The sequence below is a fragment of the Kocuria rhizophila DC2201 genome (assembly GCF_000010285.1).
GTDB classification, from domain to species: Bacteria; Actinomycetota; Actinomycetes; order Actinomycetales; family Micrococcaceae; genus Kocuria; species Kocuria rhizophila_A.
Window position 1 is genome coordinate 1,486,418 of sequence record NC_010617.1, and the last position, 16,861, is coordinate 1,503,278.

The window sequence follows — 16,861 nt, forward strand, 5'->3', positions numbered from 1 at the left end:
CCGTCCCCGGGGCGGGGACGGCGAACTCGCCCGGTCACTGTGCGCACCCGCTGACGGCGCGGCGGCGAGATCCGTGCCGGTGCTCTCGGGCGTGCTGCGGGATGTGGGACTCATGCCTGGATCTCCTCGGTGCGTGTGGTGCCGTGCATCCCGAACGCACCCCAGCCGCCTGCCCTTGCGATGCTCCGGGTCACCAGTGCGTCGTCCACCAGCTCGCGGTGCGCGGTGGCAGGATCGAGCCCGGTGAGGAACCCGGCGGGGGCATCCACCACCGTGTCCTGCATCGCGCGCACCAGCTCCTGCGTGAAGCTCGGGTACGGGTAGGGCCGGAAGTCCAGGGACTCGCCGTGCCAGTCAGGGTGGTGCAGGGCGTCGGCATGCGCGGCCGCGGTGTAGGTCAGGGCCCGCTGGATCACGGGCTTCGGCTGCGGGAGGTAGCCGGAGGCCAGCACCGCCGCGGTCTCGGGGCGGTTCGTCCGCGCCCACGCCTGGGCCCGGACCAGCGCGTCCATGAAACCAGCCGCCTGCTCGGGACGATCTCTCAGCAGCTCCCCGCGCAGCATGGTCACGCAGCAGGCGTGGTCCCGCCACACGTCCCCCAGGAACCGGTGGATCGTGCCCACGTGCTTCGCCTCTGCGGCCGCGTTGAACGGGTCCGCGACCACGTACCCGCCGATCACCCCGTTGTTCAGTGCGGGCAGCATGTCCGAGGGGGCCATCGGGACCAGCGCCACGGTCCGGGCGCTCGTGGACGGGCTTTCACGCATCACGGGTGTCAGACCCTCGGCGCGGAGCATCTTCTGCACCACCACGTTGTGGATGGACCACCACGCGGGGATCGCCACGGTGCGGCCGGCAAGCCCCGCCAGGTCCGTGATCTCCGGGTGCACAGTCAGCGACGAGCCGTTCGTGTGGTTCCACGCCGTGATCCGCACGTCCGCCTGCAGCTCGTAGCGCATGTACAGGGCCATGGGCATGAGCATGTGGATAGCCTCCACCTTGCCGGCCACGAAGGCTTCGGACAGCGAGGACCAGCTGCGGAACAGGACGGGCCGCGCGACGGCAACCCCGGCGTCCTCGTAGTAGCCGTTGGCGTGGGCCACCAGCAGGGGCGCGGCATCACTGATGGGCAGGTAGCCGATGCGCACGGGCCGCGAGGCACCGTCCGCGCCGCTGACAGCGCGGGTGCCGGTATAGAGGGACCCCGCGCCCCAGGCCGCGCCCGTCAGCGTGGCCGCGATGGCCCCGGCATGCAGCACGGCCCGTCGAGTGGTGAGCGGTCCGCTCATATCTCCCAGGTTCCCGCTTCGTCGTCGACACCGCGGTACGTTGCCAGGATCTGCTCGGCCGTGGTGGCGTCCCGGGAGGGAACCCACTGGCGGCGGAAACCCCGAGGCCCGGCGAAGAACCCGATCCTGTCCCCCAGGGACATTGCCTCGGCGACGTCGTGCGTGACCAGGAAGACCGTCAGCCCGAGGTCAGTGGTCAGCTGCCGCAGCCACTGCTGCAGGTCCTCACGGGTGGCGGGGTCCAGCGCGCTGAAGGGCTCGTCGAGCAGCAGCACGTCCGGGTGCACGGCGAGTGCCCTACCCACGGACACCCGCTGCGCCTGGCCGCCGGAGAGCTCCTGAACGGGGGTGTGGGCGAGCTGGTCGAGGCCGAGGACCTCGAGCAGCTCGCCCACGCGCTCCTCGTCGAAGCGATCGCGATTGCGGCGGTACCTGCCGCCGAGGGCGACGTTGCGCCGCACGGACAGCCATGGGAACAGCGCCGGGGACTGGAACACGACGGCCAGGCGGGCATCCGGGTCTCCGAACTCGATGGTGCCCTCGTCGAGGGTTTCGAGGCCGGCGATGGCGCGCAGCAGGGTGGACTTACCGGAGCCACTGGGTCCGAGCACGGCGAGAGTCTCGCCCCGGTGCAAGGTGAGGTCCACGCCGTCGAGGGCGGGCCGCCCAGCGCCCGGATAGGTCTTGCGGACACCGCGCACGCACAGTGCGGCACCGGTCGAGCCTGTGGCTCCCGTGGTGCCGTCGTGCCCCTGCGAGGGGATCACCCGAGCCTGCGCAGTTCCCACCGCAGGTGACCCTCCGTGGGTGACTGGACCGGCAGGAACGCGGCTTCCCGGGCGCGGCGGGCGGTGGGCGAGGTCAGGGCGTAGCCGCGGCCCCCGACGATCTTCGACTCCAGCCGGGTGGCTCCACCCGTGAGCAGCGCGGCGTCGAGGCGCAGCTGCAGCAACTCACGAGGGGCGGCGGCGCGGGGCTCGCGTGCCAGGCGCACGAGGTCTGTGCGCAGGCGCTGCTGCTCCGCCACGGCGTCGTCCAGGTCCTCGCGGAACATCTCGCCGACGCCGCCCAGGTTCTCCCGCGCGCTCGTCAGCGCCGCCGCGGAGAGACCGAGGCAGAACGAGGTCTGCAGCAGCAGGAACGGTCCGCGGACCGTGGCCAGGAACCCGGGGACGTCCTCGGTGAGGACGTCCTGCTCCGCGTCGATCTCCACGCCCTCCAGGCGCAGGATGCCGGACGCCGTGGCGTTGAGCGCCATGAGGTTCTCCAGCGGCCGCACGCTGACCCCGCGGGCCGCCACGCGGGTGCGGACGATCGCGGGGCGTCCGTCCTCCCGGACGACCGGCAGGATCACGACGGCGTCCGGGTACAGGTTCGAGGCCCACGGCACGGTGCCGTCGAGCACCAGGTGGTCCCCCCGGCGGGTGAGCGTCACGGGGATCTCACCGATGCCCGCCGCAGCCTTGAACGCCGGTGCCATGGCGGAGCACAGCGGCACGTCACCGGTGCGCAGCTCAGACGCGACGGGCGCCCCCACCGCGTCGAGGTACTCGAGGCCAGAGCGGTGGCCCCACAGTGAGAACGCCGTGGCCGTGCACTCGGACGCGAGGTCGAAGACGACGGCTGCCTGTCCACGCAGGTCACCGCCCCCGAGACCCAGGTCCAGCAGGCCCCGCTGCCCGAGCTCGCGCAGGGTCTCGAACGGGGTGGTGTCCGCCTCGTCGGTGGCCCTGGCACGCTCGGCCGCGCGTGCCCGGACCAGGCCGTGTTCCGGGTAGTCGGTCAGTGGGGCCAGGAGTTCCTGGTCGGAGGCAGTCTCGAGGGTTGCCGAAGCACTGGGCTGGGACATGGGTTCCGTTCTGACGGGGCGTGCGCCGGGTGCCGCGGCCCGTGGTGGGCTGCGGCACCCGGTGGTGGTGATGGGTGGGCGCGGGACTCAGACCTCGAGCTTGAACATCCGGTCGAAGGGGGTGTCCACGGCCGCGCGGGCGCGCGCCACGGCGTCCTCGTCCGGTGCGTTGTAGAAGCACAGGCACTTGGCGGTGTCCTCGCGGACGTAGGTGCGCAGGAACGACACCTCGGGAACCTCGGCGTACTTGGGCGAGTTCGCCTTCTTGCGGGTGAGGTACTGCTCCATGGTGATTTCGGCGGGGATGTCCCACTCCACGAGGTAGTCGGTCTGGCCACGAAGCTTCTTGATGTCATCGAGCTCCGCGCCCACCAGGCGCACCTCGTCCGGGCCGGTGACCTCGGTGACGGAATCCCCCAGCGCCGTGCGCACGGTCTGCGCAAGACCCTCGGGCGTGTCCTGCTGCGTCTCCACGATGACGAACACGCGAGCGTGGTCCGCCGTCACCTGGGACTCGATGAGTTCGGCAGAGGCCTGCGTGACAGCGCTCGACGTCGCGTCGATGATCGAGCGCACGGCCTCCTTCTCGGCCACGGCGGGAACAATTTCAATGAGCTGCAGCGACATGCGGATCCTTTCGGGAACGGGTCTGCGGTGATGACTCGGGCGCACGCCGGGACTCTCTGCCCCGGTGCGCGGTGCCACCCCGCGTGAACGTGCCCTCCAACGTAGGACTGCCACGTCCACCCCGTGCACGAGGATTAACAGTTCGACACATTTGACTGAGCAGGTCAGCCAGTCCTGGTGCACGCGTGCGGTCCGGGCCCCGCCTCGCGATCCGCGGCACGTCAGGGTTCGCCGACGACGGCTGTGACGCGCCCTACAGCAGGTCGGCGACGTCGCAGCGCACCGTGACGGGTGCGTGTTCGCGCAGCGCCGAAGCGCGCGCCTTCTCCGCCCGCAGGGCACTGGTGACCCGCGGGGCGATCCCGAAGCCGAAGAACAGCAGCGCACGGTAGGGCCGGTTCCCGCCGCGCTCCGAGGAGCGGGCGGCGTCGGCACCGTCCAGAGTGGCGGCGTCGTTGGTGACGGCCTCTACAAGGTCGGCGCCATTGCCGGGAGTCTGCTCCACCGGTGCGGGGCCAACCACACGAACGCGCTCGGGCAAGGCGAGGTCCCGCAGGGTGGCGTCCACGGCATCCCGCGGGCCGGTCAGCGCCGCTGTCCGCACAGCCGGTGGCAGACCCAGCTCGTGACGCTCCCGCAGCTCTCGCTCTGCGTGCCCAGCCGGGTCCCAGCGCACGAGCGCCGAGACGGCACGGTCCTGGTCCGCCGTGACCACCACGGTGCCCCCGTCGGAGGACGCCCGCACCAGGGCGGCGGCGTTGAACCACCGGCGCAGGGTCTGCTCCTCCGCACGCAGCCACGGCCGGGCAAGCATCCGGTTGCCGTCCAGCAGCAGCGCGGCGGCGTAGCCGTCGTCCGCGACGGGCTCCGCTCCCGGCGTCGCCACCACGAGCGCCGGGGCGGACCCCACCCGGGGCCGCACGGTGCGGTCGCTCGACGAGATCACGGGCACCTGCGGGAACGAACGGCCCAGCTCCTCCGCGGTCCGGGACGCCCCCACGGTGCTCAATCGCACCCGGGTGAACCCGCACTCCACGCACCGCCAGTCATGGGCGTGACGCCCGCACCACGTGCACACCGGCACGGCGTGGGCGGAATCCAGCGCGAGGGGCCCGTCGCATGCCTGGCAGCGCGCGGGCGTACGGCACCGCTGGCAGGCGAGCACGGGAGCATAGCCCTTGCGCGCCACCTGCACGAGCACGGGCCCGGACTTCAGGGCCTCGCGTGCCACCCGGAACGCCTCGCGCGGCAACCGGGCGCGGGCCGCGAGCGGGTCGAGGGCAGTGTTGTAGGAATCGGAGGTCGCTTCGATGCGCGGGGAGAACCGGCGCAGGTCCGCGCGATCTGGTGCCACGCGCGCCGCCCACCCTGTGGCCACGAGCCGCAGCGCCTCGGGACTCACCGCGTACCCCGTGAACAGCGCGGCCAGACCCTGCTGCTGGGTGCGCAGCAACAACACGTCCCGCGTGTGCTGGTAGGGGGCGCGCTGCTCCACGAAGTTCACGTCCCCGTCGTCATGACAACACACGAGCGCGAGGTCCTGCACCGGCGCATACGCGGCCGAGCGCGTGCCCACAGCCAGGCGCTTCTTCCCGAGCGCGAGCTCGAGGAACCCCCGGTAGCGGGGCGTGGGTCCGTCGTCGGCGTGCAGGCGGACGACGGCGTCCTCCCCCACCAGCTCGCACAGCGCCCGTTCGAGCCGCTCCAGTGCCTTGTGGTCCGCGACCACGCCCACAGCCCCACGGCCAGCGGCGTACGCGGTGGCCATGGCGCTCGCGGTCAGCCCTGCCCAGTCGTGGTCCTCGGCCGAGGGCAGTACCTCCACGACCGCGCGCGCCGGCTCACCGCGCCCCACGGACGCCACGAACTCCGGCCCGCCCGCGTAGTGCTGCCAGCCGGTCGTCACGGGTTCCCCGGTGGACGACGACGCGTGTTCGAGCTCGGGGGCCGCGGTCGGGTCCGCATCGGCGGCGCCGTCGGAAGCGGGGCCCGCTGATATGCCGACCGGCACCACGGCGTCGTCGTCCGCATTCACGACGCCCGTCTCGGAGGTCTCGGCGGCTTCGGGAGCGGCGAACTCCTTGTCCACCCGCGCGACCCGCGGGGCGATCGCGACCCGCAGGACGTCCGCGACCGTGCCCGCGCAGCGTTCGGCCACGGCCTGCGCGAGCTCGACGATCTCGGGGCGGGCCACCGGCAGCGGCGTGAGCACACGGCGGATGGGCAGCAATCGGTCCTCGGGGACGTCCGTGTGGGCCACGCGATCCACGACCCACCCGGACATCTTCCGGCCCGCGAAAACCACCGAGACCTTGGACCCCACGACCGCCTGGTCATTGAGGGCAGCGGTCACGCGGTAGTCGAAGACCCGGTCCAGGTGCGGGACGTAGGCCTCGAGCAGGACCTTGGCCACGGGGTCGTGCGCCGCGCGGCCCTCGGAGCCCAGGGCCTTTCGGGGCGAAGTACGCGGCTGGAGCGGGGGTGCAGCCTCGGGCAGACCCGCGAGCGCGAGCTGCTCACCAGACGTGTCCCGCTCGGGGGTGTCCCGGTCCGCGGGGACGGAACCCGCAGTCGCGGAGTCCGGGCGCGCGGTGCCCGTCGACTCCAGCCTGGGAGACCCCGGCGTGGCGGGCTCCGTCCCAGCGGGGTCGGGGCTCACAGCCCCGCGGCGGAACGCAGCTCCTGCACCCGGTCGGTGCGCTCCCACGTGAAGTCGGGGTCGTTGCGGCCGAAGTGCCCGTGGGCCGCGGTCTTGGCGTAGATGGGGCGCTTGAGGTCCAGGTCCTCGATGATGGCGAGCGGGCGGAGGTCGAAGACCTCGGTGATCGCGTTCTCGATGCGCACCGGGTCCACGGTCTCGGTGCCGAAGGTCTCCACGTACAGACCCACCGGGTGGGCCTGGCCGATCGCGTACGCCACCTGGACCTCCGCGCGGCGCGCGAGCCCGGCCGCGACCACGTTCTTGGCCACCCAGCGCATCGCGTACGCCGCGGAGCGGTCCACCTTGGAGGGGTCCTTGCCCGAGAACGCGCCACCGCCGTGTCGGGCCATGCCGCCGTAGGTGTCCACGATGATCTTGCGCCCGGTGAGCCCGGCGTCCCCCACGGGCCCGCCGCGCACGAAGTTGCCCGCCGGGTTCACGATGATCCGCGTGCCGGAGAGGTCCAGCCCGGAGTCCTCCAGCACGGGGGTGATCACGCTCGCGGTGATGTCCCTCGTGAGCTGGTCGAGGTCGTAGTTCTCCGCGTGCTGGGAGGAGACCACCACGGTGTCCACGGAGACCGGGGTCTGGCCGTCGTAGCCCAGGGTCACCTGGGTCTTGCCGTCCGGGCGCAGCTCGGGCAGCACGGCGGTCTTGCGCACGCGCGTGAGCTGCTCGGAGAGCCGGTGCGCGAGCAGGATCGGGGCGGGCATCAGGGCGTCGGTCTCGTCCGAGGCGTAGCCGAACATGATGCCCTGGTCCCCGGCGCCCTGGGCGTCCCGCGGGTCCTTGGCGATCCCGGTGCGCTCCTCGAGCGAGTTGAAGACGCCGTCGTAGATCTCGTTGGACTGCTCCCCCACGCTGATGGACACGCCGCAGAACTCGCCGTCGAAACCGTGCACGGAGGAGTTGTAGCCGATGTCCAGCAGGGTCTTGCGCACGATGTGCGGGATCTCCACGTAGGCGTCCGTCTTGACCTCGCCGGCCACGTGAACGAGGCCCGTGGTGACCATGGTCTCCACGGCCACGGAGGACTGGGGGTCCTCGCTGAGCAGCGCGTCCAGGATGGCGTCCGAGATCTGGTCGCAGATCTTGTCCGGGTGGCCCTCGGTCACGGACTCGGACGTGAAGATTCTCAGGTGCTCAGTCGATGCGCTCACGCCACCACATTACCCGGCGTCGCCGACACCCAGTTCGCGCGCGATGCGCTGCACGACCGCACGCGCGACCTCGTCCTTGCTGCCCCGCACGGAAGTCTCCTCCCCGCCGCGGGCGGAGAGCACGAGCACCTCGGTGTCGTCCCGGCCGAAGACCTTGTCGGTGCCCACCTCGTTGACCACGAGCAGGTCGCAGCCCTTGCGGGCCAGCTTGGCGCGACCGAACTCGAGCACCGAGTGCTCGCCGTCCCCGGTCTCCGCCGCGAAGCCCACCACGAGCTGGTCCGGCCCGCGCTCGTCCCGTCGCGCGACCACGGCGCGCAGGATGTCCGGGTTGCGCACCAGCCGGATCACGGGGTCCGTGCCGTCCTCGGACTTCTTCATCTTGTGCTCGCCCACGGTGTCCGGGCGGAAGTCCGCCACGGCGGCCGCCATGACCACGACGTCGCTCTCGGCCGCCGCCGTGAGCGTCGCTTCCTCGAGCTCGCGCGCGGAGGACACCCGGGTGATCCGCAGGTCCTCCGGCAGGGGGGTCTCCACGTGGGCCGCGATCAGGTGGACGTCCGCACCGGCCTCGCGGGCCGCGCGGGCCAGGGCCACGCCCTGCTTGCCCGAGGAGCGGTTGCCCAGGAATCGCACGGGGTCCAGGGCCTCGCGGGTGCCGCCGGCCGTGACCAGCACGCGCCGCCCGGCCAGGGCACCGGAGCGCGGGGCGTCGCCGCCCGTGGCAGGGGCCCCAGCGGCGTCGTGCGCGGGAGCGACAGAACCCGCGGACCCGGCCGCGGCGGAGTCCGTGGGGGTCCCGGCGGACGACGAGGCCGCACCGGACGGTCCCGTCCCGGAGGCACGGGCCGCGCGCTCGGCAAGGGCCAGTGCGGCGTCGACGATCTGCGGCGGCTCGGGCAGCCGGCCGGGGCCGCTGTCCGTGCCGGTGAGACGGCCCGTGGCGGGCTCCATGACCGTGTGGCCGTGCTCCCGCAGCAGGGCCACGTTGCGCTGCGTGGCGGGGTTGAGCCACATCTCGGTGTGCATGGCCGGGGCGAGCAGCACCGGGGCCGAGGTGGCGAGCACCGTGGTGCTCAGCAGGTCGTCCGCGTGGCCGTGGGCGAGGCGCGCCATCAGGTCCGCGGTGGCGGGGGCGATCACCACGAGGTCCGCGGCCTGGCCCTGCGCCACGTGGTTGACGGTGTCCACGCGGTCGAACACGGACTCCGAGACGTGCTCCCCCGTGAGCGCCTCCCACGTGGGTGCGCCCACGAACTCGAGCGCCGCCCGCGTGGGCATGGGCACCACGTGGTGGCCCGCCTCGGACAGCAGCCGCGAGACCAGCGCGGCCTTGTATGCGGCGATGCCCCCGCCCACGCCCAGCACCACGCGCAGGGGCGCGGGCCGGACGGGAGCGGGGGCGTGGCCGGAGTGCGGCTGCGTCACTGCTCGGAGGACTCGGAGGGGGCCTCGGTGGTCTCCTCGACGGTCTCCGTGGTCTCGACGGTCTCCTCGGCGGCCGGTAGCTGGGCACCGTCGGAGAACATGGCCGTGGAGTCCTGCTCCTCGCCCTGGGCGAAGAAGTCGCCCGTGAACATCTCGGTGGCGGTGGGCTCGTCGCTGACCATCTGGCCGTTGGGGGTGAACCCGGCGTCCGCGACGTGGTCCGCCTCGATCAGGCCCTCGTCGATCTCGCGGAACGCGATGGACAGGGGCTTCTCGTTGAGCTTGGTGTCCACCAGCGGTCCCACGTACTCGAACAGGCCCTCGTGCAACTGCGAGTAGTACGCGTTGATCTGGCGGGCCCGGCGGGCGCCGAAGATCACGAGTCCGTACTTGGAATCCGTCTTGTCGAGCAGCCGATCGACGGGCGGGTTGACGATGCCTTCGTTGTTCGTGCTCACGTGTGTCATGACTCCTGTGGTGGACGTGGATGTCGGTGGCGTGCGGGTGCCGCGCGGTGTTCGGCGTCAGGTGGCGGAGCGCTCAGCGCCCCTGCTCACCCGGCAGTCCCATGAGTGCCACGAGTTCGGCGGCGGCGCGTTCCACGGTGTCGTTGACCACCGTGTGGTCGAACTCCGATTGCGCCGCGAGTTCCAGTTTAGCCGTTTCCAGCCGGCGCTGCTGCTGCTCGGGGGTCTCGGTGCCCCGGCCGACCAGCCGGTGCACCATCTCGTCCCAGCTCGGCGGGGCCAGGAACACGAACTGCGCCTCGGGCATGGCCTGGCGGATGCTGCGTGCGCCCTGCAGGTCGATCTCCAGCAGCACGCTGCGCCCGGCGGCCAGCGCCTCCTCGACCTTGTGGCGCGGCGTGCCGTAGCGGCTGAGGTTGTGCACCACAGCCCACTCGAGCAGGTCGTGCTCGTCGATCATGCGGTCGAACTCCTCGTCGCTGACGAAGAAGTAGTGCACCCCGTCCACCTCACCGGGTCGGGGGGCTCGCGTGGTCGCGGAGACCGAGAGCCACACCTCGGGATAGTGGTCCCGCACGTAGGTGGAGACCGTGCCCTTGCCCACCGCCGTGGGTCCGGCCAGAACGGTCACGGTGGGAGTCGGGGACACGGGAACCTCCAGGGGTGCTACGGCGACGGTCGGGCGGAACTCGACCGTCACTGTACCAACTGGTGCGTGCGGCGCACGCGGGCCGCTCAGCGGTCCAGGTAGTCCACGAGCGCTCGGCGCTGGTGCTGGCCCAGTCCGCGGACCCGCCGGGTGGGGGCGATGCCGATCTGCTCCATGATCGCCGCGGAGCGGACCTTGCCGATCCCGGGCGTGGACTCGAGCAGCTCGGTGACCTTCAGTCGGCTGACGGCCTCGTCGTCCTCGCTGCGGCGCAGCACCTCCGCGACACTCACGGAGCCGTCCCGCAGCCCCTTCTTGATCTGGGCCCGGGCGGTCCTCGCCGCCGTGGCCTTCTCCCGCGCGAGTGCGCGCTCGTCATCCGTCAATGGCCGCAGTGCCATGCCCAGCTCTCCTCCTCGTAGCCCTACGGCCCACCCGGTGGCCCGGTTGGGGGCAGGCGCACGGGAGCCGTCCTTCCCGAAAGTACCCGACGGCTTTGCGTCCGTACATACGAGAAAGGCCCCCCGGCACGCCACTGGTCGCGGGCTCCGGGGGGCGTTCTCGGGGTGCTCAGCGGATGGCCAGTGCCGTGGCGAGGGCCTCCGACGAGCGGTCCACGGCCTCGCGCAGGGCGCGCACGTCCGGGCCGTGGGACAGCACGTCCCGTGAGGAGTTGGCGAGAACCATGGGCCTGACCTGGGAGAACACCCGTGCCACCGCGGCGGCGTCGGCGCCTTGGGCCCCGAAGCCCGGGGAAAGAATCGGCCCGCCGAGCCCGCCCAGGTCGATCTCCATCCGCTCCAGGGCGGGGCCCACGGTGGCTCCGATCACGGCTCCGCACGAGCCCATCCCGCCGGTTTCGGGGGACATCACGATTTGGTCACGATCCCCCGTGTGACGCGCTCCGCCGGGGTTCCCGGCCGCGGGGGACGACGCCGCCGCGCCCGCTCCCCCGCCCGTGTGCCGGTTCTCCCGCGCCACCGCGGCGAGCACCCCGGCCGCGACCGACCCGGTGCCGCCCACGTGCTGCACGCTCGCACCCTCCGGGTTGGAGGTCAGCGCGAGCACGAACGTCCCGCGCCCGGTCTGCCGCGCGAGGTCCAGCGCGGGGCGCAGCGACTCGAAGCCCAGGTACGGGCTCAGTGTCACGGCGTCGGCCGCGAGGGGCGACCCGTCGCTGAGCCAGGCCGAGGCGTAGGCCGCCATCGTGGAGCCGATGTCACCGCGCTTGGCGTCCGCGATGCTGAGCACTCCCGCGGCGGCGGACTCGGCGAGCACGCGTTCCAGCACGGCGAGGCCCGCCGAGCCGTAGGCCTCGAACAGGGCCACCTGCGGCTTCAGCGCCGCGGCGTGGCCGGCCGCGGCCTCCACGACCCGCAGGGAGAAGGACTCCAGCCCCTGCGCGGTGCGCGGCAGCCCCCAGGCGTCGAGCAGCCCCGGGTGGGGGTCGATGCCCACGCACAGCGGGCCCCGCTCGGCCATCGCGCGCTGCAGCCTCGCCCCGAAGGGCTCACGCCCGGAACCGGCGGCCGGGCCCCCGCGGTGCGCGGGCGGCGTCGTTGGCTCCGACCCGGCGGCGTCGAGGGGGGTCCCGGCGCTGTGGCGCCCGCGGGGGGACTCAGTCACGGGAGGCCTCCTGGGCCGCGCGCTCACGCAGGGTCTGCTCGTGCTCCTGCAGGGAGGTCACGTCCCACGAGTACTGCCGCTGCGCGGTGATGGCCTGCAGCGCGGCCCCGAGCTCCGAGACCGTGGTCATGGTGGGCACGCCCACGGAGGTCGCGGCGGCGCGGATCTGGTACCCGTCCCCGCGCGCGGCCTGACCGCCGGAGGGCGTGTTGAAGATCAGGTCGATCCTCCCGTCCGTGATCAGGTCCGCGACCGTGGGCTCCTCGCCCTCGGCGTCCGCGATCTTGGCCACCACCGTGGACTCGATGCCGTTGCGGCGCAGCACCTCGGCGGTGCCGCCCGTGGAGACGATCTCGAAGCCCAGGTCCGCGAACATCTTGACCGGGATCACCGCGGAGCGCTTGTCCTTGTTGGCCACGGAGACGAACAGGGAGCCCGAGGTGGGCAGCGGCCCGCCCGCGGCGGCCTGCGCCTTGGCGAACGCCGTGTCGAAGTATTTGTCCACGCCCATGACCTCGCCCGTGGAGCGCATCTCGGGACCGAGCAGCGAGTCCACCACGGTGCCCTCGGGGGTGCGGAACCGGGCGAACGGCAGCACGACCTCCTTGACCGCGGTGGGGGTGCCCTCCGGCAGGGTGGTGCCGTCGTGGTCCGCGGGCAGCACGCCCTCGGCGCGCAGCTGCGCCACGGTGCGGCCCGTGCCGATCAGCGCGGCGGCCTTGGCCATCTGCACGCCCGTGGCCTTGGAGACGAACGGCACGGTGCGCGAGGCGCGCGGGTTGGCCTCGATCACGTACAGCACGTCCGACGCGAGCGCGAACTGCAGGTTGATCAGACCCTTCACGCCCACGCCGCGGGCAATCGCCTCCGTGGCCTCCCGCACGCGGGTGACGACGTCCGGGGCCAGGGTGATGGGCGGCAGCACGCACGCCGAGTCGCCGGAGTGGATCCCCGCCTCCTCGATATGCTCCATGATCCCGCCCACGTAGCAGTCACGGCCGTCGAACAGCGCGTCCACGTCGATCTCGATGGCGTCCTCGAGGAACTTGTCGATCAGCGCCGGACGGCTGGGGCTGACCTCCGTGGCGTTGTCCAGGTAGGTCTTCAGGGATGCCTCGTCGTAGACGATCTCCATGCCGCGCCCACCCAGCACGTACGAGGGGCGCACGAGCACGGGGTAGCCGATCTCGTGGGCGATCCGGCTGGCCTCCTCGAAGTCGTGCGCCGTGCCGTTCTTGGGCTGGCGCAGCCCGGCCTCCGTGAGCACGCGCGCGAACTCGCCGCGGTCCTCCGCGAGGTCGATGGCCTCGGGGCTCGTGCCCAGGATCGGCACCCCCGCCGCCTTGAGGTCCGCCGCGAGCTTGAGCGGGGTCTGCCCGCCCAGCTGCACGAACACGCCCAGCAGCCCGCCGGTGCGCCGTTCGGCCTCCACGACCTCCATGACGTCCTCGAACGTGAGCGGCTCGAAGTACAGCCGCGTGGAGATGTCGTAGTCGGTGGACACGGTCTCGGGGTTGCAGTTGACCATCACGGTCTCGTACCCGGCCTCACGCAGCACCATGGAGGCGTGCACGCAGGAGTAGTCGAACTCGATGCCCTGCCCGATCCGGTTGGGCCCGGAGCCCAGGATCATCACGGAGGGCTTCTCGTGCGGGGCCACCTCCGTCTCGCGGTCGTAGGACGAGTAGTGGTAGGGGGTGAACGCCTCGAACTCCGCAGCGCACGTGTCCACGGTCTTGTAGACCGGGCGGATGTCCAGCGCGTGGCGGATCCCGCGCACCACTGACTCGTCCAAGTGCACGAGCTCGCCGATCTGGGCGTCCGAGAAGCCGTGGCGCTTGGCCTCCCGCAGGGTCTCCGGGTGCAGGTCCGGGTCCTCTCGGATCAGGTCCGCGGTCTCGTTGAGCAGCTGGATCTGGTCCAGGAACCAGGGGTCGATGGAGGTGGCCCCGAAGACCTGCTCCACCGTGGCGCCAGCCAGCAGGGCGCGCTGCACGTTGCGCAGCCGCTCGGTGGTGGTCTCCTCGGTCTTGGAGACGAGCCGGGCCACCGTGTTGGGCCCGGGCTCCACGGCCGGGCGGGCGAAGCTGAAGGCCGAGCCCTTCTGCTCGAGAGAGCGCATGGCCTTCTGCAGGGCCTCGGTGAAGTTGCGCCCGATCGCCATGGCCTCCCCCACCGACTTCATGGTGGTGGTCAGCGTGGGGTCCGCCGCCGGGAACTTCTCGAACGCGAAGCGCGGGACCTTGACCACCACGTAGTCCAGCGTGGGCTCGAAGCTCGCCGGGGTCTTGCGGGTGATGTCGTTGGGGATCTCGTCCAGCGTGTAGCCCAGCGAGAGCTTGGTGGCGATCTTGGCGATCGGGAAGCCCGTGGCCTTGGACGCGAGCGCTGAGGAGCGGGAGACGCGCGGGTTCATCTCGATCACCACGACGCGCCCGGTGTCCGGCTCCACCGCGAACTGGATGTTGCACCCGCCGGTGTCCACGCCCACCTCGCGGATCACGGCGATCGCGATGTCGCGCATGCGCTGGTACTCGCGGTCGGTCAGGGTCAGCGCGGGGGCCACGGTCACGGAGTCGCCGGTGTGCACACCCACGGGGTCCACGTTCTCGATCGAGCACACGACCACCACGTTGTCCTTGGCGTCGCGCATCATCTCGAGCTCGTACTCCTTCCACCCCAGGATGGACTCCTCCAGGAGCACCTCCGAGGTGGGCGAGTACTGGATGCCGGCGCCGGCGATGCGGTGCAGGTCCGTCTCGTTGTACGCGAGCCCGGAACCGAGCCCGCCCATGGTGAAGGACGGGCGGACCACCATGGGGTAGCCCAGCTGCTCCGCGGCGGCGAGCGCCTCGTCCATGGAGTGCACGATCACGGAGCGCGCGGACTCGGCACCGCAGCGCTCGACGACGCCCTTGAAGGCCTCGCGGTCCTCGCCCAGGTTGATGGCGTCCACGTCCGCGCCGATGAGCTCCACGCCGTACTTCTCCAGGGCGCCGTTGGCGTCCAGGGCGAGCGCGGTGTTCAGCGCGGTCTGCCCGCCCAGGGTGGGCAGCACGGCGTCGGGGCGCTCCTTGGCGATGATCTTCTCGACCGTCTCCGGGGTGATGGGCTCCACGTAGGTGGCGTCCGCGAACTCGGGGTCGGTCATGATGGTGGCCGGGTTGGAGTTCACCAGGATGACGCGCAGCCCCTCGTCCTTGAGGACGCGCAGGGCCTGGGTGCCGGAGTAGTCGAACTCGGCGGCCTGCCCGATCACGATGGGCCCGGAGCCGATCACCAGGACGCTGTTGAGGTCTTGCCTGCGGGGCATCAGTTGTCTCCTGCTTCCGTGCCGGAGCCCTGCGGGGCCCGGTCCATCATGTCCACAAAACGGTCGAAGAGGTACGCGGAGTCGTGGGGTCCCGCGGCGGCCTCGGGGTGGTACTGCACGGAGAACGCGGGGACGTCCTCGCAGCGCAGGCCCTCCACCACGTTGTCGTTGAGGCCCACGTGGGACACCGTGACGCGCCCGTAGCGCGCCTCGGGCGCGGTGACGGTCTCCCCCACGGGGGCGTCCACCGCGAAGCCGTGGTTATGGGAGGTGATCTCCACGGTGCCTGTGGCGAGATCCTTGACGGGCTGGTTGATCCCGCGGTGGCCGAAGGTCAGCTTGTAGGTGCCGAAGCCAAGGGCGCGGCCCAGCAGCTGGTTGCCGAAGCAGATCCCGAAGAAGGGGATGCGGGCGTCCAGCACCTCGCGCAGCAGGGCCACCTGCTCGTCCGCGGTGGCGGGGTCCCCGGGGCCGTTGGAGAAGAACACGCCGTCCGGGTCCAGCTCCCGGACCCGGGCGAACGTGGTGTCCGCGGGCAGCACGTGCACGCGCACGCCGCGCTCGGCCAGCCGCTGCGGGGTCATGGACTTGATGCCCAGGTCCACGGCCACCACGGTGTGCTTCACGGGTGCGTCCCAGCCGTGCTCGGCGGGCTCCACCGTGTAGGTCTCGTCCGTGCTGACCTGCTCGGCGAGCGCCCGCCCGGCCATCGCGGGCTGCTCCGAGACCAGGCGCACCAGCTCGGGGACGGGCCGTGCGGCGTCGTCGCCGGAGAAGATCCCCGCGCGCATCGCACCCTTGTCCCGCAGGTGGCGGGTGAGGGCGCGGGTGTCCACGCCCTGGATGCCGGTGACGCCCTGGGCGTCGAGCTCCTCGTCGAGGGTGCGCTCGCTGCGCCAGTTGGAGGGCCGGCGCGCGGGGTCCCGCACTACGAAGCCGTTGACCCAGATCCTCCGGGACTCCATGTCCTCGGTGTTCACCCCGGTGTTGCCGATGTGCGGGGCGGTCTGGACCACGATCTGACCCGCGTAGGAGGGATCGGTGAGGGTCTCCTGGTAGCCGGTCATCCCGGTGGCGAAGACGGCCTCCCCGAGGGCGGTGCCGGGGGCTCCCCAGGCGCGGCCGTCGAAGACCGTGCCGTCCTCGAGGACCAGGACGGCCGGTCGGATCCGTGGTGAGTTCATCGCGAACTCCTTTCGTTGAGCAGGTGTCGTTAAGCGTGCGGGGCGGCGGGCCCGGCACGGGGGTCTCACGCGGTCAGCAGGGCCGACGCCGCGTCCTCCAGTTCGTGGGATCCCTCGCCCGAGCGGGCGCGGAAGCCGGTGTCCACGCGGGTGTCCCCGAGGTCCCAGGTGAGCACCACGAGCCCGTCGCGCTCCACGAACTTGCCCACCATCCCGGAGGCGGTGGACACGGCGCGAAGGTCACGGCGCGGGATGAACACGTCCGGGGCGCCCTGGCGGTTGATGAACACCCCGTCCGGGGCCACCACGGCCTCGGCGTTGGTGCGCACCCCCAGCCCGTGGCGCGCGATGCGCTCGAGCGGCTGGTCGGTGTAGGTGGTGACCACGTACATCCCGTCCACGCGGGTGCTCGCGCGGCTCATGATGTCCTGTGGTGCGGGGGTCAGCTCGGAGACCCCCGCCTGGCGTCGCACGCGGCCCCGCCAGCCCCACCAGAGCAGGGCGAAGAGCACCACCACGAGCGCGGCGGTGAGCAGGGTGGGCACGAGCTTGTCCGACATGGGGGACA

General features: G+C 72.0%; 14 protein-coding genes. All 14 read right to left on the minus strand.

Translation table 11 applies throughout. The features are described from left to right. Nucleotides 1-110: 110 nt before the first annotated feature. The 14 genes from KRH_RS06465 to KRH_RS06530 all read right to left on the minus strand — a co-directional run bounded on the left by KRH_RS06465 (nt 111) and on the right by KRH_RS06530 (nt 16,853). The gene (locus tag KRH_RS06465; RefSeq protein ID WP_012398389.1) at nt 111-1,289 is read right to left on the minus strand and encodes an ABC transporter substrate-binding protein; all 1,179 of its coding nucleotides are present in this window, start codon (nt 1,287-1,289) and stop codon (nt 111-113) included. Next, complete coding sequence (locus KRH_RS06470) at nt 1,286-2,077, minus strand: ABC transporter ATP-binding protein (protein WP_226905874.1); 792 nt, start codon at nt 2,075-2,077, stop codon at nt 1,286-1,288. The genes KRH_RS06465 and KRH_RS06470 overlap by 4 nt, the downstream gene beginning before the upstream one ends. Continuing rightward, nucleotides 2,053-3,138, minus strand: a complete 1,086-nt coding sequence (locus KRH_RS06475; RefSeq protein WP_012398391.1) for an acyl-CoA dehydrogenase family protein — start codon at nt 3,136-3,138, stop codon at nt 2,053-2,055. Before KRH_RS06475 ends, KRH_RS06470 begins: the two co-directional genes overlap by 25 nt. A gap of 87 nt (nt 3,139-3,225) precedes the next feature. Then, a complete protein-coding gene (locus KRH_RS06480; RefSeq protein ID WP_012398392.1) occupies nt 3,226-3,765 on the minus strand; it encodes a DUF4242 domain-containing protein in 540 nt (179 codons plus the stop codon). Nucleotides 3,766-4,018: 253 nt separating this feature from the next. Beyond that, on the minus strand, nt 4,019-6,424 hold the full coding sequence (locus KRH_RS06485) for a primosomal protein N' (RefSeq protein ID WP_012398393.1): 2,406 nt from the start codon (nt 6,422-6,424) through the stop codon (nt 4,019-4,021). Continuing rightward, entirely contained in the window at nt 6,421-7,626 is a 1,206-nt protein-coding gene (gene metK / locus KRH_RS06490; RefSeq protein ID WP_012398394.1) for a methionine adenosyltransferase, read from the minus strand. The genes KRH_RS06485 and metK overlap by 4 nt, the downstream gene beginning before the upstream one ends. Nucleotides 7,627-7,635: 9 nt before the next feature. Then, nucleotides 7,636-9,054, minus strand: coding sequence for a bifunctional phosphopantothenoylcysteine decarboxylase/phosphopantothenate synthase (locus KRH_RS06495; protein ID WP_012398395.1), 1,419 nt, complete (start codon nt 9,052-9,054; stop codon nt 7,636-7,638). After that, complete coding sequence (gene rpoZ / locus KRH_RS06500; protein WP_012398396.1) at nt 9,051-9,521, minus strand: DNA-directed RNA polymerase subunit omega; 471 nt, start codon at nt 9,519-9,521, stop codon at nt 9,051-9,053. Before rpoZ ends, KRH_RS06495 begins: the two co-directional genes overlap by 4 nt. Nucleotides 9,522-9,594: 73 nt before the next feature. After that, a complete protein-coding gene (gene gmk, locus KRH_RS06505) occupies nt 9,595-10,170 on the minus strand; it encodes a guanylate kinase (protein WP_041297367.1) in 576 nt (191 codons plus the stop codon). Nucleotides 10,171-10,256: 86 nt separating this feature from the next. Next, nucleotides 10,257-10,571 (minus strand): integration host factor, actinobacterial type, encoded by a 315-nt coding sequence (mihF, locus tag KRH_RS06510; protein ID WP_012398398.1) that lies wholly within the window; start codon nt 10,569-10,571, stop codon nt 10,257-10,259. 169 nt (nt 10,572-10,740) lie between these two features. Then, nucleotides 10,741-11,652 (minus strand): orotidine-5'-phosphate decarboxylase, encoded by a 912-nt coding sequence (pyrF, locus tag KRH_RS06515; RefSeq protein WP_012398399.1) that lies wholly within the window; start codon nt 11,650-11,652, stop codon nt 10,741-10,743. A gap of 136 nt (nt 11,653-11,788) precedes the next feature. Next, on the minus strand, nt 11,789-15,109 hold the full coding sequence (gene carB, locus KRH_RS06520; protein WP_012398400.1) for a carbamoyl-phosphate synthase large subunit: 3,321 nt from the start codon (nt 15,107-15,109) through the stop codon (nt 11,789-11,791). Continuing rightward, a complete protein-coding gene (gene carA / locus KRH_RS06525; protein WP_012398401.1) occupies nt 15,109-16,293 on the minus strand; it encodes a glutamine-hydrolyzing carbamoyl-phosphate synthase small subunit in 1,185 nt (394 codons plus the stop codon). Before carA ends, carB begins: the two co-directional genes overlap by 1 nt. 65 nt (nt 16,294-16,358) lie before the next feature. Next, on the minus strand, nt 16,359-16,853 hold the full coding sequence (locus KRH_RS06530) for a hypothetical protein (RefSeq protein ID WP_041297368.1): 495 nt from the start codon (nt 16,851-16,853) through the stop codon (nt 16,359-16,361). Between the last annotated feature and the right edge of the window lie 8 nt (nt 16,854-16,861).